The organism is Prauserella endophytica (assembly GCF_005146945.1).
Taxonomy (GTDB): domain Bacteria; phylum Actinomycetota; class Actinomycetes; order Mycobacteriales; family Pseudonocardiaceae; genus Prauserella_A; species Prauserella_A endophytica.
This window is the reverse complement of the sequence record NZ_SWMS01000003.1, coordinates 100,634-120,955: the sequence shown is the minus strand read 5'-3', so window position 1 is coordinate 120,955 and position 20,322 is coordinate 100,634. Positions and strand designations below refer to the sequence as shown.

Below are 20,322 nucleotides of genomic sequence, written 5' to 3'. Positions count from 1 at the left end.
CCTCGTGTCCGGCTATGACGACAGGCCCTGGCTCGCGCACTACGGCGAGGGACAGCCGGCCGAGCTGGCACCGGAGTTCCCGCACGCGCTGGCGATGTTCGAGGCCGCGGTGCGGCGTGATCCCGGGGGCCACGCGATCCGCTACTTCGACGGCCGCCTCACCTTCGCCGAGCTGGCCGCACTCAGCGACGCGTTCGCCGCGGGCCTGCTGTCGAAAGGCTTCGCGCCCGGCGAACGGGTGGCGCTGTACCTGCAGAACGTGCCGCAGTACGCGATCGGGCTGCTCGGCACCTGGAAGGCGGGCGGCATCGCCGTCAACGTCAACCCGATGAACCGCGAGCGCGAGCTGGAGCTGCTGCTGCGCGACTCGGGCGCGACGGTGCTGCTGACGCTGGAGGGGCTCCACCGCGACGTCGCGGCCGCGGTCGTCGGCGGCACCGCGGTGCGCACGGTGCTCACGACGTCGGAGCTGGAGTACCAGACCCGAGGCGACGCGCGGGTGTTCGCCGGTGCCGGGCGCACTGGTGCGGCCGGGGGCGCGGCGGACCTCGCCGAGTTCCTGGCGGCGCATCGGGGGCAGGCACCGCCGCCGGTTTCGTTCGCGCCGGACGACACCGCCGTGCTGACCTACACCTCGGGCACCACCGGACCGCCGAAAGGCGCGATGAACACCCACGGCAACATCGTCTTCAACTCCCAGTGCTACCGGCAGCTGTGCGAACTGGGCGCGGACGACATCGTGCTGGGCGTCGCACCCGTCTTCCACATCACCGGGCTGATCGGCCACGTCACTCTCGCACTACTGCTCGGGGCGCCGCTGGTGCTGACGTACCGCTTCGAGCCGTCGCTGGTGGTCGACGTGATCCGCGAGCAGCGGCCCACGTTCACGGTGGGCGCGATCACCGTGTTCATCGCGCTGCTCAACGCCCCCAACGCCGACCGCGCGGCGTTGGCGTCGCTGCGCAAGATCTGGTCGGGCGGAGCGCCGATCCCGCGGTCGACGATCACGGCTTTCGAAGAGCTGACCGGCACGTACATCCACAACATCTACGGGCTCACCGAGACCACCTCACCGAGCCACGGCGTGCCCGCGCCCGCGCGGGCACCCGTCGACGAGCGGTCCGGGGCCGTCTCCATCGGCGTGCCGGTCTACAACACGGTGGCGCGGATCGTCGGCGACGACGGCACGGAGCTGCCGCCAGGCGAGATCGGCGAGGTGGTGATCAGCGGGCCCCAGGTGGTGAAGGGCTACTGGAACAAGCCGGACGAGACGGACCGCGCGATCCCCGGCGGCGAGCTGCACACCGGTGACGTGGGGTACATGGACGCCGAGGGCTGGTTCTACCTCGTCGACCGAAAGAAGGACCAGATCAACGCGAGCGGTTACAAGGTGTGGCCGCGCGAGGTGGAGGACGTGCTCTACGAGCACGACGCCGTGCGGGAGGCCGCCGTGGTCGGCGTGCCCGACGACTACCGAGGCGAGACGATCAAGGCGTTCGTGAGCCTGCGGGCAGGCAGGCGGGCGACCGAGGAGGAGCTGATCGCGTTCGCGCGCGAGCGCCTCGCGGCGTACAAGATCCCGCGCCGGGTCGAGTTCCTCGACGAGATCCCGAAGACCGTCTCTGGCAAGCTCCTGCGCCGCGAGCTCCGCGAGCGCCACGCCGACCACTGACCCCGCGAGTCCCGCACTCCAGCACGCGAGTAGCGCACTCAGGACACCGAGTCGTGTGCTGGAGCGCAAAACTCGGTGTCGGGAACGCACGACTCGCGGACTGGAACGCACGACTCGCGGCCGGGAGTGGGGACCCCCTCGGGCGCGCGGCTACGCACGGTCGTACATTCCTCGCGTACAAGAGGTAGATCTCGGGGGCATGAGGGTGCGCGGCCCAGCAGCCCGGACCGGAAGGAACGCTGCGTGAGCGAGGAGTCGTCCCGGCGGCGGCGCGTCAAGCTACTGGGCCTGCTCGCCACGATCGTGGGCACGCTGAGCGCGATCCTCGCGATCGCCGTTCCGCTGCTGCCGGTGAACCAGCAGGTCACCACGCTCGACTGGCCGACGGAGCAGGGCACCCGCGCGGTCGCGGCGCCGCTGACCGCGCAGGCCCCGGTGCGGCTCACCGCAGAGGTCCCCTGCACCGCCGCCACGGACCTCGACCGCCGCACCGACGGCCCCGCGACGCTGGTCAGCACCAACGCCCCCACCTCGGAGCCGGGCAGGCTCACCGGGCTGGCGCTGCGCGTGGACAGCGGCCTGCTGTCGATCACCACGCGTGGTCAGCAGCTCGGCTCGGCGCCGATCGGCCCCGGTGAGTGCGTGATCGAGATCCGCTCCGACAGCGCGGGCACGTCGGCGCGGATCGGTGACGAGGTCCTCGCCGCCGCCGAGGGCGACTACCGGCCGCAGGTCACCGGCATCTACTCCGACCTGGACGCGGGCAGCGACGACGTGCGTGGCCTTTCGGTGTCGGTGGAGGTCGACAACCGCTGGGACACCACGGCCACAGTGGTCAAGTGGATCGCGATCGTGCTTTCGACCTGTTGCTTCGTGGTCGCCATGTGGGCGCTGTACCGCCTCGACCGGCTGACCGGCCGCAAGCCGCCGCGCCTCGCCCCGCGCGGCTGGTGGAAACCGAGGCCGCTGGACTTCGCCGTGGTCGGCACGCTCGTGGTCTGGTGGCTCCTCGGCGCGATGACCGCCGACGACGGCTACTTCCTCACCATGGCGAGGATCCGCGACGACGCGGGCTACATCGGCGAGTACTACCGCTGGTACGGCACGGCCGACTCGCCGATGGCGTGGTTCGTGGACCTCTACGCCGCGATGACGCACGTCAGCACGCTCGCGCCGTGGATGCGGCTGCCGTCGCTGCTCATGGGCATCGCATCGTGGGTGCTCATCAGCAGGGAGGTGCTGCCGCGCCTCGGCCAGCAGGTCCGCCGCAGCAGCGCCGCCGCGTGGGCGGCAGGCGCGGTGTTCCTCGCCTTCTGGCTGCCCTACAACAACGGGCTGCGCCCGGAGAACATCGTCGCGGTCCTGTCGCTGATCACGCTGTGCGCGGTGGAGCGCGCGGTCGCCACACGCAGGCTGCTGCCCGCCGCGCTCGGCCTCACCACCGCTGCGCTGTCCGTGGCGACCAACCCGCACGGCCTCATGGCGGTGCTGCCCTTCATCGTCGCGGGCAAGCCGCTGTTCAAGATGGTGCGTCACCACGCGCTGCGGTTCGGCTGGCTTCCGGTGCTCGCGCCGATCGCTGCCAGCGGCTTCGTGATCCTGAACCTCGTCTTCTACGACCAGACGCTCGGCGGCGCGCTCGGGGCGACCGAGCTGCGCACGGCGATCGGGCCCAACCAGGCGTGGCACCAGGAGCTCTCGCGCTACACGATGCTCTTCACCGACGGCCCCGACGGCTCGATGACCCGCCGGTTCCCGGTGCTGCTGGTGATGCTGTGCCTCGCCACGTGCGCGGTGGTGCTGCTGCGCCGCGGCATCATTCGTGGCGCGGCACTCGGCCCGAGCAGGCGCCTGCTCGCGATGGCCGGCCTTTCTTTCGTGGTGCTGGCCCTGACCCCGACCAAGCACTCGCACCACTTCGGGATGCTCGCGACGATCGGGGGAGCCCTCGCCGCGCTCACGGCGCTGGCGACCAGCACCAACGTGCTGCTCTCGCGCCGCAACCGGGCCGGGTTCGTCGCCGCGCTGCTCGTCATCGCCGCGCTCGCCGCGACCGGCCCGAACGCGTGGTGGTACGTCTCCGGCTGGGGCGTGCCGTGGTACGACATGCCGCCGCAGCTCCTCGGGATACCGCTCAGCACCATGCTCCTGGTGGCGGCCGCCGCCGCCTTCGCCGTCGCGGTGGTGGAACACATCAAGCACGACGAGCACAAGCCGTTCGAGCTGCCGCCGCGCATGGAGAGCCGCAGCCGCGCGCTGCGGCTCGGCACCGCGCCGCTGTCGATCGTGTGCGCCGTGCTGGTGCTCTTCGAGATCGGCAGCATCGGCAAGGCCACGGCCGAGCGCTGGAACACCTACAACAGCGGCACCGACAACGCCGCGCAGCTGGCGAGGCAGAGCTGCGGCCTTTCGGACTACGTGTACGTCGAGCAGCATCCCCGCCGCGGCCTGCTCGACCCCAGCCCCGAACAGCCCCTCGCGCCGGCGCCGGGCTGGCAGACCCCCGAGGGCACCGCGCCGGAGGTCACCCCCGAGCAGTGGCTCCAGCCGGCGCAGGACGGCTTCGTCACCGGGGGTGGCCTGCCGCAGACGGCCAACGGGCAGAGCTGGCAGCCGCCGGAGGAGCTGGGCGGACGGGACGCGCCCGCGTGGGGAAGCCACGAGCCGACCGGCAACGGAACGGGCCAGTTGCGCACCGCCTGGTACCCGGTGCCGCAGCGGGCGAAGGACGGCGACGTCCCCGTGGTCGTCGCGGTGGCGGGACAGATCGACGGCGCCAACTCGATGACCGCCGAGTTCGGCAGGCAGACGGAGAACGGCTTCGAGATCGTCGACCGGCGCCCGGTCACCGCCTCCTCCAGCGGGCCGGACTGGCGTGACGCGCGGATCACCGTCGACGGCGCCGCGAGCGAGGCCGACCAGATCCGTATCGTCGCCGAGGACAACGGGCTCGGCCCCGACGCGTGGCTCGGCTTCACCGCGCCCAGGGTGCCCGCGCTGGAGCGGATGACCGATGTCGTGGGTGACACGCCGACCTTCCTCGAGTGGGCGGCGGCCTTCCAGCACCCGTGCCTGAGCCCGTCCACGGTCGTCAACGGCGTGGCGGAGATGCCGAAGTACCGCGTGAGCGCGGGCGGCTCGTTCCGCGACATCGGCGAGTCCTGGTCGTCCCCCAAGGCGGGCGGGCCGTTCGGCTGGATCAACGTGACCACGCGCGCCCGCGAGCTGCCCACGTACCTGAAGGGCGACTTCAACCGCGACTGGGGCTCGCTCTACGTCCTCGAGCCCTACGAGCCGGACGCGCTGCCCGCCGAGGCCGCCGAGCACCAGCGCACGGTGACCAGGACGGGACTGTGGACGCCGGGCCAGTTCGTGCTGCCCTCCCAGCTGCACAGCAACGCCGAGACGAGCTAGTGCCCTCCGCCGGAAGTCTGTTGCTTGAGTCGGTGGGTCCAGGTTTCCGCTGGCAAGGCGCCGGTTCGTCCTCGTACTGGGCTGTACTTGGGCGGACCGGCAACGCAGCCGGCGGGAAGCGGGGCCGCCGAATTGTGTGGCGAACTTCCGGCGGGGGGCACTAGCTCACGTCGAGCCGGTGCAGGACGTCCGGCAGCCGGTCGAGCAGCGGCTGCCGGGCCGGCCCGCCCACCGTGGCCCGCAGGTAGAGGCCGTCGCCCAGCACGGCGACCAGCTCCGCGGTGAGCGGGTCTTCGACGTGCTCGGCGAGCAAGCCTGACCACAGCCTGCTCACCTCCACCATCGTCTCGGTCACCTTCGGCTCGCTGCCGAGCAGCCGCAGCGCGGCGACGGACGTTCGGTGCGCGGGCTTGTCCATGCTCGCATCGGTGACCGAGGAGAGCAGGTAGTAGCGCACCACACCCTCCGGCGCCGTGCGCGCGTACTCCACGTCGGCGACGGTGAGCCGCACGAGACGGTCGAGCAGCCCGTCGAGCAGCGCGTCCTTGGAGCCGAAGTGATAGAGCAGGCCGCCCTTCGACACCTTCGCTCTCGCCGCGACGGCGTCGAGCGTCACTGCGGCCGAGCCGCTCTCGATGAGGATGTCCTCGTAGGCGTCGAGGACCTGTTCCCGCGCTGAAGGCCTGCCCATGGCGCTTGACTATACCGTCCAGACGGTTTAGTTTCGACTCGAGGGGCAAACTTTACCGTCTGGACTGTTCAGTTATTTCTAGGGAGACATCGTGACCAAGGCAGGACGCCGGGACTGGCTGGCGCTCGCTGTGCTGGTGCTGCCGGTGCTGCTGATCAGCGTCGACATGACCGTGCTCGGATTCGCCCTGCCGTACCTGAGCGAGGACCTCGGCCCGAGCGGCGCCGAGCAGCTGTGGATCGTCGACATCTACTCGTTCGTGCTCGCCGGCCTGCTCGTGCTCATGGGCACGCTCGGCGACCGCGTCGGGCGGCGCAAGCTGCTGCTGGCGGGTGCCGCGGCGTTCGGGGCGGCCTCGGTGCTGGCCGCCTTCGCGAGCAGCCCCGGCATGCTCATCGCCGCGCGGGCGCTGCTCGGCGTCGGCGGCGCGACGCTCATGCCCTCGACGCTGTCGCTGATCCGCAGCATCTTCGCCGACCCCGCTCAACGGCGGCTCGCCATCGCCGTCTGGGGTTCCGGGTTCTCCGGCGGCATGGCGCTGGGCCCGGTGATCGGCGGATGGCTGCTGGAGCATTTCTGGTGGGGCTCGGTGTTCCTGATCAACGTCCCCGTGATGCTGCTGCTGCTCGTAGCGGGACCGTTCCTGCTGCCGGAGGCCCGCGATCCGAGCCCCGGCCGGTTCGACCCGCTGTCGGCACTGCTGTCGCTGGCGGCGATCCTGCCCGTGGTCTACGGGATCAAGCGCTTCGCCGAGTACGGCGTCGAACCGCTCGCCGCGCTGAGCGCACTCGCCGGGATCGCGCTCGGCGTTGTGTTCGTGCGCAGGCAGCGCGCGCTGCCCGATCCGATGCTCGACCTGTCGCTGTTTCGCAACCGGGCCTTCAGCACCTCGGTGCTCACGAACATGCTCGGCGTGTTCGCGCTCGTCGGCCTGCTGTTCCTGGTGCCGCAGTACCTCCAGCTGGTGCTCGGCATGCGGCCCATGACCGCGGCCCTGTGGCTGCTACCGACGACGGCGGCCGGTGTCGCGGGATCGTTCGCCGCGGCGAGGCTCGCGCGCAGGTTCCCGGTGCCGTGGCTGATCGGCGGCGGGCTCCTGGTCGCGGCCACGGGCTTCGTCGTGCTGGTGACGATCGGTGTCGACAGTGGACTGGCGATGCTCGTGACCGGCATGGCACTGGTCGGGTTCGGTGTGCCGCTGTCGGAGACGCTGACCAACGACCTGATCATCACGGCCGCTCCCCCGGAGCGGGCAGGGGCGGCTTCGGCGATCTCGGAGACCGGCTTCGAGCTGGGCGGCGCACTCGGCACCGCGGTGCTCGGGAGCATCGCGACGGCGGTCTACCGCTCGGGCGTCCCCGTCGAAGCGGGAGAGACCGCGCGGGAGACGCTCGGCGGTGCGGTCGCGACCGCGGCCCAGCTGCCGCCCGAGCAGGCCGCCGCACTGCTCGCGTCGGCGAAGGAGGCGTTCGTGCAGGGCGTGCAGGTGAGCGTCGTGGTCGGTGCCGTCCTGCTGGCCTACACGGGGGTGCAGGCGCTGGTCCTGCTGCGGCGCCACCGCGAGCGTGCGGAAGATGAGGGCGAGACGCTCAGCGATGGCTCCCCCGCCACTACGCGTCGTTGACTGTCCTCATGACCACCAACACCCAGGACAAGACCACCCGCCAGGTGCTCGAGGCGATCAGGAAGCGCTCGTTCTGCACGCTCGCCACCACCTCCCCCGCACACCGGCCACACGTCGCCGGTGTGCTGTACCAGGCGGTGGGCTCCACCTTGTACGTCAGCACCCTGCGGGGCAGCCGGAAGGCCCGCAACATCGCCGCCAACCCGAATGTCGGCGTGTGCGTCCCGGTCCGGCGCCTGCCGTTCGGCCCGCCCTCGTCGGTGCAGCTCCAGGCGGTCGCCGACATCCTCGCCCTCGACGACCCGCACCTGCTGCGCCTGGTGGAGGACGGCGCATTGCCCGCCATCACCAAGCACGGTGAGCTCACGGAACCCGATGGATGCTTCCTGCGCGTCACCCCGGTGAGCAGGCTCAACACCTACGGGGTCGGCATGCCACTGCTGACCTTCCTGCGCGATCCGCTGCACGCGCTGGGGACGGTGGAGCTGAGCGGGTTGAAATCCTGATCCGTCCACAGTGGTAGTCCACTGTGGATATGCCGGGAATTCACCAACATCAACCGCGGCCAGGTCGGATCCGCCGCCGTCACGGTTGCGTCACGGCACGCCGCCACGGTCGGCCGCCCCGGGTAGGTTCTCGGTCGACCATGACAGAGATCATCGACGGCGACCGGCCCGCCACCGCCGGCGCGGGGCCGCTGACCCCGCTTCGGGCCCGGCCGCTCGGCGACCGGCCCGCACGCGACGAGCCGCTGCTCGGCCCGCCCCTGCTCCGGGTGTGGCGCAAGACTCGGCCAGGCCTCTTCCTGTATCCCCTGCTGACTGTGCCCTTCGCAGCGGGTCTCGTGCTCGGTGACCCGCGCGTCCCTGTCGCACTGCCCGTGCTCGGCACCGCCTTCTTCTGCTTTGGCGGGCTGTACAACCTCGTGCTGTGGCTGCGGTTCCCCTGGCGCGCGGTGAAGAAGCTTTCGACGCAACCGGTCCGGGAGGTGACCGGGACACCTGCCGGGCTGCGCGTCACGAGGCTGCGAGTGGCGATGCGCATCGCCGGAGCGCCGGAAGAGCAGTGGCTCAGGATGGTCCTGCCCGCCGGACTGCGCACGCAGGTGCTCGCCGAACCGCGCCTGTGGGTGGCGGGACCCGACCGGAAGGGCAGGGCGCTGGTGGCGCTGCCCGGCGCAGCGCTGCTGCGGCCCGCGTGCATCACCACGGCACCACCTCGCCGGTCGCGACCGCCGCAGCCGGTACCGCAGGGCATCTCGGCGCCCTGCGACGATCCGGTGCTCGGCGCCCACGTGCGCTCGGTTCGCCGATGGTCGGTGCTCGGCACCGTCGCGGGCGCGGTCTCGGCCGGCTGGCTGCTGCAGTCGGCCCAGGCCGCGGGCGGGGTGGACGTCCCCATCCTGGCACTGGTCGTGGTACTGCTGCTGAGCGTCGCCACCACGCTCCTGCCCGGGCTGCCGCGCCTCTCCAGGGCAGCGCACGCTCTCACCTGGACCCCGCTGCCCGCCGTGCTCGACGACGACATCCGCTTCCGGTCCGTGCTGCGGATGGACGCCACGGGACGGATCTGGATGCCAGACGGCAGTCAGCGCACGCTGCGACTGCGGCGGGTTTCCCCCGAGCTCGTCGCGAACGTCCGGTGTTCGCGGCAGCTGTGGGTCATCGGCGCGCCGGGTGCGGGCGGCGCGGCACTGGCCGGTATTCCCGGTCAGCCCGTACTCGACGCCGTGATCCTGGGCAGGCGCGCGAAAGCTCCCAGCGCCACGTGAACGAGCCCGTCGCGGACTACCGGCCACGGCCGTTCTCTCCCCTCGGCGACCGGCCGACGCGGGACGAACCGCTGCTGGCGCCGGTGTTCACCAACTGGCGTGGCATGGCGCGCCGGACACTGGTCTCCCATCTGGCCGGCGCGGTCGTGGCATCGTCCTGCTGGTGGTCGACGACGGGCACTCCGGGCTCGCCGCGCCCATGTTGCTCATCGCGACACTCGGGCCGCTCTGGCTGTACAACCTGATCGCCTGGGTCGTCAACCTCGCGCCCGCGAAGGCGCTCCTCGACGAGCCCGGCCGGTACGTGACCGCCCCGGAAGGCGGGCTGCGGTACAGCACCCTGTCGGTGGCACTGCGCATCGCCGACGCGCCGGACGAACGCTGGGTGGTGGTCTGGCTCGGCGCCGGGGCGCGGGCCCAGCTCAGGACCGATCCACGGCTGTGGCTGGTCGGCCCCGGACGGCGCGGTCTGGCGCTCGCCGCGTCGCCGGGTTCGGCCGTCCTGCGCGTCGCGCGGGTCCACAACCGGCCACCACACCGCGCCCGCCCCGTCGCTGCGCTTGCACACGGGCCGTCCGCTCCCTGCGACGACGCTGTTCTCCAGGCACACGTGCGGTCCCGGCGGCGCACCACGGCGATCTTCTCCGTGTCGTGGTTGCTCGTACGCGCCTGGCTCACGCAGTCCCATCTGCCCGTGCTGCTGCGCACCGCCGATCTGGACCGGCACGCGTGGGTGCTCGCGGCAGCGCTGGCGCTCGCCGGGCTGGCCGGGATCTCGGCGGGTGCGCATCTCACGGATTTCGTTCGCGTGGGGCGGGCAGGCCGGGCACTCACCTGGACTCCGCTGCCCGCGACGATCGACGGGGACATCGCGCCCAACGGCCACCTGTCGGCGTACGCGGAGGGCCGGGTCCGGCTGCCCGACGGGACCGAACGGCTGGTGACCTTCGCGAGCGTCTCGCCGGATCTCGTCGCCGATGTCGCGTCGGCGGGCAGGCTCTGGATCCTCGGCGCGCTCCGCCCCGGCGGCCGCGCCATGGCCGGCATTCCCGCCAGGCCACTGGCTGAGTCCGTCACGCTGGGCAGGCGCACCGGCTAGACCGGCGGCGCACCATGGAGGGACGACGACCTCGCGCGGGTGCCGAGCGCGAGTCCGGCCCCGTTGACCCGCGCGGGGTCGCGGCCCCTTTCCGTCCACGCCGCGGTGAGCTCGCCCGCGTGACGACCGTGCCGTCCAATGCGGACCGCGTGGTCCCGCGGTACCGGCCTGCTCGGCCGGGCGGCGGTAGCGCCGGTGTCGCCGTGCAGCGCCGCTAGGGGTCGTAAGCCTCTACCCCCCGCGTCCGCGCGGTCGCATCCTGCTGTCGAACCTCACCGGGGAGGCAGCATGTCCAAACGGCTCGTGGTGCTCTGCGACGGCACCTGGAACACCCTCACCCAGCGCAGTCCGTCGAACGTGGCCAGGCTCAAGGCCTTCATCGCCCCCGCCGGTGAGGACGGGGTCAAGCAACAGTGCCGCTACGTCGAAGGCGTCGGCACGAAACCGTGGCAGCGGGTGCTCGGAGGGGCGTTCGGCTACGGCCTCTCCGCCAACGTCAAGGCGGCGTACGAGTTCCTGGTCCACCACTACGAACCCGGCGACGAACTGTTCTTCTTCGGCTTCAGCCGGGGCGCCTACACCGCGCGCAGCACGGTCGGCTTCATCGTCAACTGCGGGATCCTGCGGCCACAGCACGCGGATCGGCTGGGCGAAGCATACGAGCTCTACCGCGACCGGGACCGCGCCAGCGCGCCGGGCAGGGAACGCGCGATCCGGTTCCGCGCGAGCTTCGCACACGAGGAACAGACATCCGTCAGGTTCCTCGGGGTGTGGGACACCGTCGGCGCGCTGGGCATCCCGCTCAGCGGCGGGCGGCTCATCCACCGGTTCAACCAGCGTTGGCAGTTCCACGACACGACGCTGAGCCACACCGTGCGTGCGGCGTTCCAGGCGCTGGCCGTCGACGAGCACCGGCGCTCGTTCACACCCGCGGTCTGGCAGGCGTCCCGCTCCGCCGACGGGCAGCGGCGCGAGCAGGTGTGGTTCGCCGGAGACCACGCCGACGTCGGCGGCGGACACTCCGACACCGCGCTCGCGGGCATCGCGCTCCGCTGGCTCGCCGGCCGCGCGCGGGACTGCGGGCTCGGCCTGGAACCTGACGCGTTCGCCCGCATGCCCCGGCCCGACGAATGCGGCACGCTGCACGACACGTGGCGCACGATCACCCGCGTCCTCGGCCGGGACGAGCGGCGGATCGGCGTCACCGACCGGGCGGGCGAGTACGCCGCCTCCTCCGCGGTGTTCCGGCACGAGCACATGCGGCCCCCGTACGCACCGCGCAACCTCGTCTCCTACCTCGGCGACGCCGGAGGGCGGGTGATCGAGGTCTGAGGCAGCGCGAACCCCGGCACAGCAACAGCCGGTATCCCCTCTCCCACTCACTCGTGTGATCATGGCGGCGCTGCAACGGATCGACTCGAGGAGCGGATGTGACCACCACCGTCGTCGCGGGCAACCCGAAGCCGGCCTCCCGCACGCTCGACGCGGGTGAGCGCCTCGCCGAGGCGCTCACCGGCCGCCCCGCCGACCATGTCATCGATGTCGTCGAGCTCGGCCCCGGTCTCCTCGGCTGGGGCGACGAGACGGTCACGGCGGCAGTCGAGACCGTGCGGGCGTCGTCACTGGCGATCTTCGCGAGCCCCACGTTCAAGGCCACCTACACGGGACTGCTCAAACTGTTCCTCGACCAGTTCGCCGGCGGCACCGGCCTGCGGGGCGTGGTGTCGGTGCCGCTCATGCTCGGCGCGGGACCCGGCCACGCGCTGGCGCCGGACCTGCTCCTCAAGCCCGTGCTGAGCGAGCTGGGCGGCACGTGCGCGCTGCCCGGCCTCTACCTCGTCGACTCCACCTACACCGAGGACTCCGTGCTCACCGGCTACGCGCAGCGCTGGGCGCCGACCGTCGCCGCGCTCACGGGGCGCTGAGCACTTCCTGCACGGTGCGGGAGAGCAGACAGAACTCGTTGCCCTCGGGGTCGGCGAGCACCACCCAGCTGACGTCGGGCCCCTGCCCGACGTCGACCCGGCGCGCACCCAGGTCCAGCAACCGCCGCAGCTCGTCGGCAGTACTGCCGCCATCGGCACGCAGGTCCAGGTGCAGGCGGTTCTTGACGCTCTTGCGCTCGGGGACGGCGAACACGTCGATCGTGGGCCACGCGCCGTCGGCCGGCCCGATGGTGAGCCCATCGGGGTCGGTGCCGACCACGGTCCACCCGAGAGCGGCGCACCAGAACTCCGCGACAACCCGAGGGTTGACGGCATCGATTGCGAGGGCGGCGATTCGGCTAGTCACGCGGCACATCCTGACACCGGCTCACCGGAGCACGGGCAGTACCGCCTCCGCCATCGCGCGGTAGGGTCCGGCCCCGACAATTCCCGGCTACTCCGTGGCCCGCACCAGGAACCAGGGCAGCCCGGCGCAGTCCGCCCAGTCGTCACCGTGGGTCAGCTCCCGCCGCTCGCCGTGACCCCGCCGCACGATGGAGCCCACGATCGTGGCCGGGGTGTTCGACGCGATCACGCGGCCGCTCGCGTTCACGAGCAGGCTGGCCGGGCCTTCGGCGTTGAGCATCGGCAGCGTCGCCCGCTCGATGTCGGTGGCCCTGATGTCCGCGGCGGCGACCCCGAAGAAGCCGGCCTCGCTCGTGACCGGGGCGGCGAAGGTGAGGATGTACTCGTCGGTGCCCGCGTAGTCGACGTAGGGCCCCACCACCACGCGGCGCCCTGTCCGGCACGGCACGTCGAACCACGGCGCCACGGGGTACTCGTAGCTGCCGATGTTGCCGGGATCGAGGTCGACGGCCAGCGGCCGGGGGCTGCCGCCCGCCGGCGAGCGCCGCCACCACTCCAGCCAGCGGGGCCGGTCGGCGAGGGTGCCGGGCGCGGCGATGACGCCCGTTCCGGCGAGCATGTCCGCGGACTCGAGGTGGCGCAGCACGGTGGGCCGGATCGCCTCGAGGTCCGCCGTGGTGGGAGCGCGGCCCCGCGCGTGCGCGTCGCGGTGCACGCCGACGGCGAGCTCGCGCAGCGCGTCGATGCCCGCGAAGGTCTCCCGGAGCAGAGCCTCCACCGTGGTGGCGGCCTCACCGGCGTACGGGCTGGCTTCCTGCACGGCTGCTCCACGGTCGGCGGCGGGTGTGCCTGTCTGCCCACCCAGGTTAGGGCTAACGCTGGGTAAGTTGTAGATGGAACTCGATCAGCCGCGAAATGGCCAGTTCGACGTTCTCCTCGGTGAGTCTCCGAGCCAGGTCGCCGTCCCCGTCGGCGATCGCGGCGATCAGCGCGCGGTGCTGGGCGACCCGCTGGTCGCGTTCGATGGCCTCACCGAACGGGATCCAGAGCAGCTCGCCGATCTCGCCCTGCAGGTCGATCTCCTGGCGCGTCAGCCGCGTCGACTGCGCGGCGGCGGCGATCTCGATGTGGAACAGCCCGTCGGCCCTGCGTCGCTCCCCCACCGTCTCGGCGGCCTCGAGCTGATCGACCAGATCGGCCAGCCGCGCGATGTGGTCGTCGGAGGCCCGTTCGGCGGCGAGCCGGGCGGCGGTGGCGGTGACGGCCAGCAGGTGGTCGCCGATCTCGCGCAGCTCGTGCACTCCGGTCTCGCGCAGCACCGTGCGCAGCCGCTCGACCGAGGCGTCCACCGGTGCGCGGACGAACGAGCCGCCGCCCCTGCCCCGCCGCGTCTCGACGAGCCCGCGCTGCCGCAGCAAGGCGAGCGCCTCCCGCAGGGTCACCGTCGACACGGCCAGGGCGCCTGCCAGTTCCAGCTCGCTCGGCAACTGCTCGCCGTCGGCGATCAGGCCGAGCCCGATGGCCTCGCTGATCCGCCGCGCGACCACCTCCACCCTTCCGCCGTCGCGCAACGGGGCGAACACGACATGGCGAGCGGCACGCGAGACATCGGCGTCGGTCACCGTTGGATCTCCTCCCCGCACTGCGGTCCCGAGCTTAACCGGATCTTCGGCCCAGCCCTTGCCATTTGAAATATGAAGTCATATTTTTAGTCTACTGTGATCGCGGTCACCTGAGCTACCAGCATCGTCGACGTGCGAACCCGAACCGACTGCCGCCGAGTGGAGCCGCAACCGATGACAGACACCGAACCCACCACGTCAGCAGGCGAGAGCGGTGGCAACGGCCACGAGCCGGTGACCATGGAGTTCCTCGCCGACTGGCGCAACGCCGCGTACAACTGCTTCTCCTCCGGCCACAAGTTCTGCCGCGAGGTCTGCCCGGTCATGCAGGTCACCCGCAACGAGTCGTGGACCCCGACCGCCTTCCACGCCAACGTCGTCGCGATGGAGCAGGGCGAGCTGACCGTCGAGGACGTCGCCGAGGACTACGTCAACTGCACCCAGTGCGGCGCGTGCGAGCTGCGCTGCCCCAACACCCTGTTCACCGGGGACTTCTACCGCTTCCGCACCCGCACCGTCGATCTGGTGAAGCAGATGCGCGCGCTCGCCGTCGACAACGGCGTGCACCAGCCCGGCTACCGGCGCTGGAACGAACTGACCGACGAGCGCACGCACGAGCCGGTACTGGGCGAGGTGCCGGTGAGCCAGGACCACGTGCGGGACTGGGCCGAGGGCCTCGACATTCCCATCGGCGGCGAGACGATCCTCTTCGTCGACTGCGAGGCCGCGTTCTACCGCACCTCGGTGCCGCGCGCGGTCGCCCAGCTGCTCCAGCGCGCCGGTTACGAGTTCGGCCTGATGCGCGAGCAGTGGTGCTGCGGCGGGCCCGCCGCGGAAATGGGCTACCGCGACCAGTCCCGGCGCTTCGCCGAGCACAACCTCGCAGACTGGCGGGCCTCGGGCGTCAAGCGGGTGCTCGTGCTCGACCCGCACGACTACATCACCTTCACCGAGGACTACCCGGCCTACTTCGGCGACGACTACGACATCGAGATCGTGCTCGTGGTGGAGCTCCTGGCCCGGTTCCTCGCCGAGGGCAGGCTGACACCGACGGTGCCGATCGAGCGCACGATCACCTACCACGATCCGTGCCGCCTCAACAAGCGCAAGGGCATCTGGCAGGAGCCGAGGCAGATCCTGCGCGCGATCCCCGGGCTGACCTTCCACGACGTCGACCGGGTGACGCAGTGGTCGTACTGCTCCGGCGGGGGCGGTGGCCTTCCGGTCGAGAAACCGGAGCTGACCGCGCGGATCAGCGCCTCGCGCCTCGACAAGGCCGCCCAGCTCGACGTGGACACGCTCGTGTCGGCGTGCCCGTGGTCGGAGCGGCCGCTGTCGGAGGCAGGCGAGGCGCGCGCGATCGACGTCGTGGACATCCACGAGCTGCTCGCCGAGTCGGTGGGCATCGAGGTGGGCGGGAGCACTGGACGATGACGATCACCGGAACCGCACCTCAGCTGTCCGACCGCGTGCTGGCCGAGCTGACCGACGCGCTCGGCGGCGAGTACGTGCTGACGTCGAAGACCGCGCGCTACAACCGGGCCCGCGTGCCCGCTCCGTTCCCGGTGCACCGCTGGCGTGAGCGGGTGCCGGACCTCGTGGTGATGCCCGGCTCCGCCGAGGAGGTCGCCGAGGTGGTGCGCATCGCCAACGCACACCGCATCCCGATCGTGCCGCGCGACGGCGGCACCGGGCTCACCGACGGCGCCGTGCCGGAACGCCGCGGCATCGTCGTGGACGTCAAGCGGATGAACGACATCAAGGAGATCGACCTCGACAACCGCACGTGCACGGTCGGCACGGGCATCAACATGCTGAAGCTCAACGAGGTGCTCGGCACGCACGGCCTGATCTACCCGGACGATCCCGCGTCGTACCCGTGCTCGCTCGTGGGCGGCCGGATCGGCACCAGCGGCTGGTCGCTCGTCGGCTCCCGCTTCGGGCACACCAGGGACCTGGTGCTGAGCTTCGAACTGGTGCTGCCGACCGGAAAGCTGATCCGCGTCGGCGACGGCGGTGGGCGCAAGGTGTCGAAGAGCTCCAGCGGCTACCAGCTCAAGCACCTGTTCATGGGCCACCAGGGCACGCTCGGCATCGCCACCGAGGCCACGCTCAAGCTCTATCCCAAACCGGAGGCGGAGTTCTCGCCGTTCTGGGCCTTCTCCGACTTCGACTCCGCCTACCGCTGCGTTGGCGAGCTGGCGAGGGCGGGCGTGGCCACGTTCGCGGGCGCGGTGCTGTTCGACGAGTGGAAAGTGGACTATCTGCGCCGCGACGACGAGGCCTACATCCCGCAGCCCGCCGACGTTCGCGCGCTCGTGTGCGCCGTGGCGTACGGCAACGACGACGAGGTCCGCGCGGGTGGCAGGCGGCTGCTGCGGATCGCCCGCGACGCCGGGGCCCGCTACCTCGGCGACGAGATCTCCCACGGCGACTGGGCCGCGCGGCACGACCGGTACGCCACACCGCTGCACGGGCGGACCCTCGCCGGGCAGGTGGCGCCGATGAGCTGGCACTGCGAGGACGCGGCGGTCAACTACACGAACCTGCCCGCGGTGCGGCGGGAGTGGCACGCGATCGTCGCGCGGCTGCGGGACAAGCACCCGATCTTCGACGACTGGGGCATGTTCTTCTACACCAGCGCCGACACGGGCGTCGACTACCTCACCGAGATCGACGTCGGCATCTGGGAGCAGGAGCTGGACGACGCCGCGTGGGCGGCGTGGGTGGACGCCAAACGTGACATCGCCGCGGTGGCGCTGAACCACGGCGGCTCCATCAGCGCGTGCCACGGCTCCTGCCGCGAGGGCGAGGTCGACCTCGTGCCGCTGGAGCTCGGCGGCGGCTACGACGTGATGCTCCAGGTGAAGAAGGCCCTGGATCCCAACAACATCATGAACCCGGGCAAGTACGGGCTCCAGCGCGCGTACGAGGAGGCACCGTGAGCGCCTACCGGTACGACGAGCAGCACACGCCTCCCCCCGCCCGGCAGGTCACCGACGTCGCGGTGGAGCGCTTCGAGCACATCTTCGAGGTGGACCCCAAGCTGATGACGGTCCACGTGGCCCAGCAGCTGTTCCCCAACTGGGACACATTGCGTATCGCCGCGAGTCGCGGAGACCACCTCGAGTGGATGCACCGGCACTGGGCGACCGAGGTCGTCTCCGGGCAGGAGCTGCTCGACGAGCTCGACGCCGGGGACGGTGGCCGATGACGACCACCCCCACCGGCTCGGGGACCGACGTCTCCAGCGACGCCCAGCAGCTCGCCGCGCTGGGCTACACGTCGGAGTTCCGCAGGGACATGAGCCTGTGGGCGAACTTCTCGCTCGGGTTCACCTACCTGTCCCCCGTCGTCGGCATCTACACCCTGTTCGCGGTGTCGCTCGCGGTCGGCGGGCCGCCGATGATCTGGAGCCTGCTCATCGTCGGGCTGGGGCAGCTACTGGTGGCACTGGTGTTCGGCGAGGTCGTCTCGCAGTACCCCATCGCGGGCGGGATCTACCCGTGGGCCCGCAGGCTGTGGGGGCCGAGGTGGGCGTGGCTCACCGGCTGGGTCTACGCGATCGCGCTGCTGGTCACCATCGCGAGCGTCGTCTACGGCGCGGGTCCGTACCTCGCCTCGCTGCTCGACCTCACGGTGTCCACCAACACCACGATCGTCTGCGCGCTGGCGATGATCGTGCTCGCGACGGCGATCAACCTCGGCGGGACGAAGGTGCTCGGCATCGCCGCGCTGATCGGGTTCACCACCGAGATCCTCGGCGCGCTGGTGGTGGGCGGCTGGCTGCTGATCTCCGAGCGGCACCACGGGCTCGGAGTGCTGTTCGACAGCTTCGGCGCCGAGGCAGGCGGCTCGTACCTCGCGGCGTTCCTTGCGGCGAGCCTGATCGGCATCTTCCAGTACTACGGCTTCGAGGCCTGCGGCGACGTCGCCGAGGAGGTGCCGGACGCGAGCAGGCGCATTCCCAAGGCGATGCGGATGACGATCTACGTCGGCGGTGCCGCGGCCACGTTCGTGTGCCTCGCCTTGGTGCTCTCCGTGCCCGACTTCGGCGCGGTGATCTCCGGGGAGAACACCGACCCGGTGTCCGGCGTGCTGGCGACGGCGTTCGGTGACTGGGGCGCCAAGGTGGTGCTGGCGGTCGTGCTGGTGTCGTTCCTGTCCTGCGCGCTGAGCCTGCAGGCGGCGGCCAGCAGGCTGATGTACTCCTACGCCAGGGACCGGATGCTGCCGGGCAGCGGCGTGCTCGCCCGCTTCTCCCGCGCCCGCGGCGTGCCGCCGTACACGCTGCTGGTGGCCGCCGTGGTGCCGGCCGTGGTGGTGCTCGTGTCGCGCTTCTCCGAGGACGCGATCACCAAGATCGTCTCCTTCGCGGTGCTGGGCATCTACCTCGGCTTCCAGATGGTCGTGCTCGCCGCGTTGCGGGCCCGGCTGAAGGGCTGGCGCCCCTCGGGCAGCTTCACGCTGGGCCGCTGGGGCCTGCCCGTCAACGTCGCGGCGCTGCTCTACGGCGTCGTGGCGATCGTGAACATGGTGTGGCCGCGCACGCCGGACGCGCCCTGGTACGACGACTACCTGGTGCTGCTCTCCGGGGTCGTCGTGGTGGGCGCGGGCCTGCTGGTCCTCGTGCTGCTGCGGCCGTACCGGCACAGCGACGCGATCGCCGGTGACGCGGTCGCGAACTCCAGGGAGGGCACATGACGAGCACTGCGGTGCGCACGGTACGGAACTTCGTCGGCGGCGAGTACGCCGACGCGCTCAGCGGCCGGACCGCGGACCTGGTCGATCCCACCACCGGTGACGTCTTCGCGACGGCGCCGGTGTCCGGGCGGGAGGACGTGGACCGGGCGCTGACCGTGGCGCGCGACGCGTTCGCCACGTGGCGCGATTCGACGCCGGCCGAGCGGCAGCTCGCGCTGTCGCGCTTCGCCGACCGGATCGAGGAGCGCGCTGACGAGCTGCTGGCTCTGGAATGCGAGAACACCGGCAAGCCGCTGGAGCTGACCCGGCAGGAGGAGCTGCCGATGCTGCTCGACCAGCTGCGGTTCTTCGCGGGTGCGGCGCGGGTGCTGGAGGGCAAGTCGGCGGGCGAGTACCTGCGCGGGCACACGTCGTGGATCCGCCGTGAGCCGGTGGGCGTGTGCGCGCAGGTGACGCCGTGGAACTATCCGGCGCTGATGGCGCTGTGGAAGTTCGCGCCGGCGCTGGCGGCGGGCAACGCCGTGGTGCTGAAGCCCTCCGACACCACGCCGGTGAGCACGGTGTTCCTGGCCGAGCTGGCAGCGGAGTTCCTGCCGCCGGGGGTGTTCAACGTGATCTGCGGCGACCGGGAGACCGGCGCCAGGCTGGTGTCTCACCCGATTCCGGCGATGGCGTCGATCACGGGCAGTGTGCGCGCGGGCCGGGAGGTGGCGGCCTCGGCGGCGGCAGACCTCAAGCGGGTGCACCTCGAGCTCGGTGGCAAGGCACCGGTGATCGTGTTCGACGACGCCGACATCGCCGCCACCGCGGAGGCCGTGGCCGCGGCGGGCTACTTCAACGCGGGCCAGGACTGCACCGCCGCGAGCCGGGTGCTGGCCGGGCCGAGGGTGCACGACGAGCTGGTGGCGGCGCTGGCGGAGCAGGCGGCGGGCACGCGCACCGGCGCGGAGTCCGATGTGGACTACGGTCCGCTCAACAACGCCGACCAGCTCGCGAAGGTCAGCGGGTTCGTCGACCGGCTGCCCGACCACGCGAACGTCGCCCACGGCGGCGAGCGGGTGGGCGAGCGGGGGTTCTTCTACGCGCCCACGGTCGTCGCGGGGCTGCGCCAGGACGACGAGGTGGTGCAGCAGGAGGTGTTCGGTCCGGTGATCAGCGTGCAGCGGTTCACCGACGAGGACGAGGCACTGCGGTGGGCCAACGGCGTCGAGTACGGGCTCGCGTCGTCGGTGTGGACCCGCGACCACGGCAGGGCGATGCGGATGTCGAAGGGGCTCGACTTCGGCTGTGTCTGGATCAACACGCACATCCCGCTGGTCGCGGAGATGCCACACGGCGGGTTCAAGCACTCGGGGTACGGCAAGGACCTGTCCATGTACGGCCTCGAGGACTACACGAGGGTCAAGCACGTGATGTCCAATTTAGACGTCTGAC

The 20,322-nt window shown here is 71.4% G+C and carries 17 protein-coding genes; 13 read left to right on the top strand and 4 right to left on the bottom strand.

What is annotated here, in order from left to right; translation table 11 throughout:
• Window positions 1–4: 4 nt before the first annotated feature.
• Together FCN18_RS07665 and FCN18_RS07660 are read left to right on the top strand one after the other, a co-directional pair.
• Window positions 5–1,672, top strand: a complete 1,668-nt coding sequence (locus tag FCN18_RS07665) for an AMP-binding protein (RefSeq protein ID WP_137094113.1) — start codon at window positions 5–7, stop codon at window positions 1,670–1,672.
• Window positions 1,673–1,915: 243 nt separating this feature from the next.
• Window positions 1,916–5,086 (top strand): arabinosyltransferase domain-containing protein, encoded by a 3,171-nt coding sequence (locus FCN18_RS07660; RefSeq protein ID WP_113642174.1) that lies wholly within the window; start codon window positions 1,916–1,918, stop codon window positions 5,084–5,086.
• A gap of 160 nt (window positions 5,087–5,246) precedes the next feature.
• On the opposite strand, the gene FCN18_RS07655 is transcribed toward FCN18_RS07660, so the two are convergent.
• Complete coding sequence (locus tag FCN18_RS07655) at window positions 5,247–5,777, bottom strand: TetR/AcrR family transcriptional regulator (RefSeq protein WP_112269320.1); 531 nt, start codon at window positions 5,775–5,777, stop codon at window positions 5,247–5,249.
• 91 nt (window positions 5,778–5,868) lie between these two features.
• Here FCN18_RS07655 and FCN18_RS07650 point away from each other — a divergent pair, with 91 nt between their 5' ends.
• The 6 genes from FCN18_RS07650 (at window position 5,869) to FCN18_RS07625 (ending at window position 12,196) form a co-directional block, all read left to right on the top strand.
• A complete protein-coding gene (locus tag FCN18_RS07650; protein WP_112269318.1) occupies window positions 5,869–7,401 on the top strand; it encodes an MFS transporter in 1,533 nt (510 codons plus the stop codon).
• An 8-nt stretch (window positions 7,402–7,409) separates the two neighbouring features.
• Entirely contained in the window at window positions 7,410–7,907 is a 498-nt protein-coding gene (locus FCN18_RS07645) for a pyridoxamine 5'-phosphate oxidase family protein (RefSeq protein ID WP_137094111.1), read from the top strand.
• A 140-nt stretch (window positions 7,908–8,047) separates the two neighbouring features.
• Complete coding sequence (locus FCN18_RS07640) at window positions 8,048–9,172, top strand: hypothetical protein (protein WP_137094109.1); 1,125 nt, start codon at window positions 8,048–8,050, stop codon at window positions 9,170–9,172.
• Window positions 9,173–9,335: 163 nt separating this feature from the next.
• Window positions 9,336–10,271 carry a hypothetical protein gene (locus FCN18_RS07635; protein ID WP_137094107.1) on the top strand — a complete coding sequence of 312 codons (936 nt, stop codon included), beginning with the start codon at window positions 9,336–9,338 and terminating at the stop codon, window positions 10,269–10,271.
• A gap of 288 nt (window positions 10,272–10,559) precedes the next feature.
• A complete protein-coding gene (locus FCN18_RS07630; RefSeq protein ID WP_112269310.1) occupies window positions 10,560–11,603 on the top strand; it encodes a DUF2235 domain-containing protein in 1,044 nt (347 codons plus the stop codon).
• 98 nt (window positions 11,604–11,701) lie between these two features.
• Window positions 11,702–12,196 carry an NADPH-dependent FMN reductase gene (locus FCN18_RS07625; RefSeq protein ID WP_113642179.1) on the top strand — a complete coding sequence of 165 codons (495 nt, stop codon included), beginning with the start codon at window positions 11,702–11,704 and terminating at the stop codon, window positions 12,194–12,196.
• Here FCN18_RS07625 and FCN18_RS07620 read toward each other — a convergent pair.
• From FCN18_RS07620 to FCN18_RS07610, 3 genes are all read right to left on the bottom strand, one after another.
• Complete coding sequence (locus FCN18_RS07620; RefSeq protein ID WP_170200520.1) at window positions 12,183–12,563, bottom strand: VOC family protein; 381 nt, start codon at window positions 12,561–12,563, stop codon at window positions 12,183–12,185. The genes FCN18_RS07625 and FCN18_RS07620 overlap by 14 nt on opposite strands.
• An 87-nt stretch (window positions 12,564–12,650) precedes the next feature.
• Window positions 12,651–13,382, bottom strand: coding sequence for a cache domain-containing protein (locus tag FCN18_RS07615; RefSeq protein ID WP_112269305.1), 732 nt, complete (start codon window positions 13,380–13,382; stop codon window positions 12,651–12,653).
• A 52-nt stretch (window positions 13,383–13,434) separates the two neighbouring features.
• The gene (locus FCN18_RS07610; protein WP_228713738.1) at window positions 13,435–14,184 is read right to left on the bottom strand and encodes a FadR/GntR family transcriptional regulator; all 750 of its coding nucleotides are present in this window, start codon (window positions 14,182–14,184) and stop codon (window positions 13,435–13,437) included.
• 174 nt (window positions 14,185–14,358) lie between these two features.
• On the opposite strand from FCN18_RS07610, the gene FCN18_RS07605 reads away from it, so the two are divergent.
• Genes FCN18_RS07605 through FCN18_RS07585 form a run of 5 tightly spaced genes read left to right on the top strand, consistent with a single transcriptional unit; the run spans window position 14,359 to window position 20,321 of the window.
• A complete protein-coding gene (locus tag FCN18_RS07605; protein ID WP_137094103.1) occupies window positions 14,359–15,618 on the top strand; it encodes a (Fe-S)-binding protein in 1,260 nt (419 codons plus the stop codon).
• Window positions 15,615–17,129 (top strand): FAD-binding oxidoreductase, encoded by a 1,515-nt coding sequence (locus tag FCN18_RS07600; RefSeq protein ID WP_137094101.1) that lies wholly within the window; start codon window positions 15,615–15,617, stop codon window positions 17,127–17,129. Before FCN18_RS07605 ends, FCN18_RS07600 begins: the two co-directional genes overlap by 4 nt.
• Window positions 17,126–17,398, top strand: a complete 273-nt coding sequence (locus FCN18_RS07595; protein ID WP_112269302.1) for a hypothetical protein — start codon at window positions 17,126–17,128, stop codon at window positions 17,396–17,398. The genes FCN18_RS07600 and FCN18_RS07595 overlap by 4 nt, the downstream gene beginning before the upstream one ends.
• Window positions 17,395–18,888: an APC family permease gene (locus tag FCN18_RS07590; RefSeq protein WP_112269301.1), complete on the top strand. Its 1,494-nt coding sequence runs from the start codon at window positions 17,395–17,397 to the stop codon at window positions 18,886–18,888. Before FCN18_RS07595 ends, FCN18_RS07590 begins: the two co-directional genes overlap by 4 nt.
• On the top strand, window positions 18,885–20,321 hold the full coding sequence (locus tag FCN18_RS07585) for a gamma-aminobutyraldehyde dehydrogenase (RefSeq protein ID WP_112269300.1): 1,437 nt from the start codon (window positions 18,885–18,887) through the stop codon (window positions 20,319–20,321). The genes FCN18_RS07590 and FCN18_RS07585 overlap by 4 nt, the downstream gene beginning before the upstream one ends.
• Window position 20,322 lies beyond the last annotated feature (1 nt).

Coding starts and splice junctions, on each gene's coding strand:
- FCN18_RS07605 (WP_137094103.1), top strand. CDS start 14,359: ATGACAGACACCGAACCCACCACGTCAGCAGGCGAGAGCGGTGGCAAC.
- FCN18_RS07630 (WP_112269310.1), top strand. CDS start 10,560: ATGTCCAAACGGCTCGTGGTGCTCTGCGACGGCACCTGGAACACCCTC.
- FCN18_RS07655 (WP_112269320.1), bottom strand. CDS start 5,777: ATGGGCAGGCCTTCAGCGCGGGAACAGGTCCTCGACGCCTACGAGGAC.
- FCN18_RS07600 (WP_137094101.1), top strand. CDS start 15,615: ATGACGATCACCGGAACCGCACCTCAGCTGTCCGACCGCGTGCTGGCC.
- FCN18_RS07585 (WP_112269300.1), top strand. CDS start 18,885: ATGACGAGCACTGCGGTGCGCACGGTACGGAACTTCGTCGGCGGCGAG.
- FCN18_RS07640 (WP_137094109.1), top strand. CDS start 8,048: ATGACAGAGATCATCGACGGCGACCGGCCCGCCACCGCCGGCGCGGGG.
- FCN18_RS07645 (WP_137094111.1), top strand. CDS start 7,410: ATGACCACCAACACCCAGGACAAGACCACCCGCCAGGTGCTCGAGGCG.
- FCN18_RS07590 (WP_112269301.1), top strand. CDS start 17,395: ATGACGACCACCCCCACCGGCTCGGGGACCGACGTCTCCAGCGACGCC.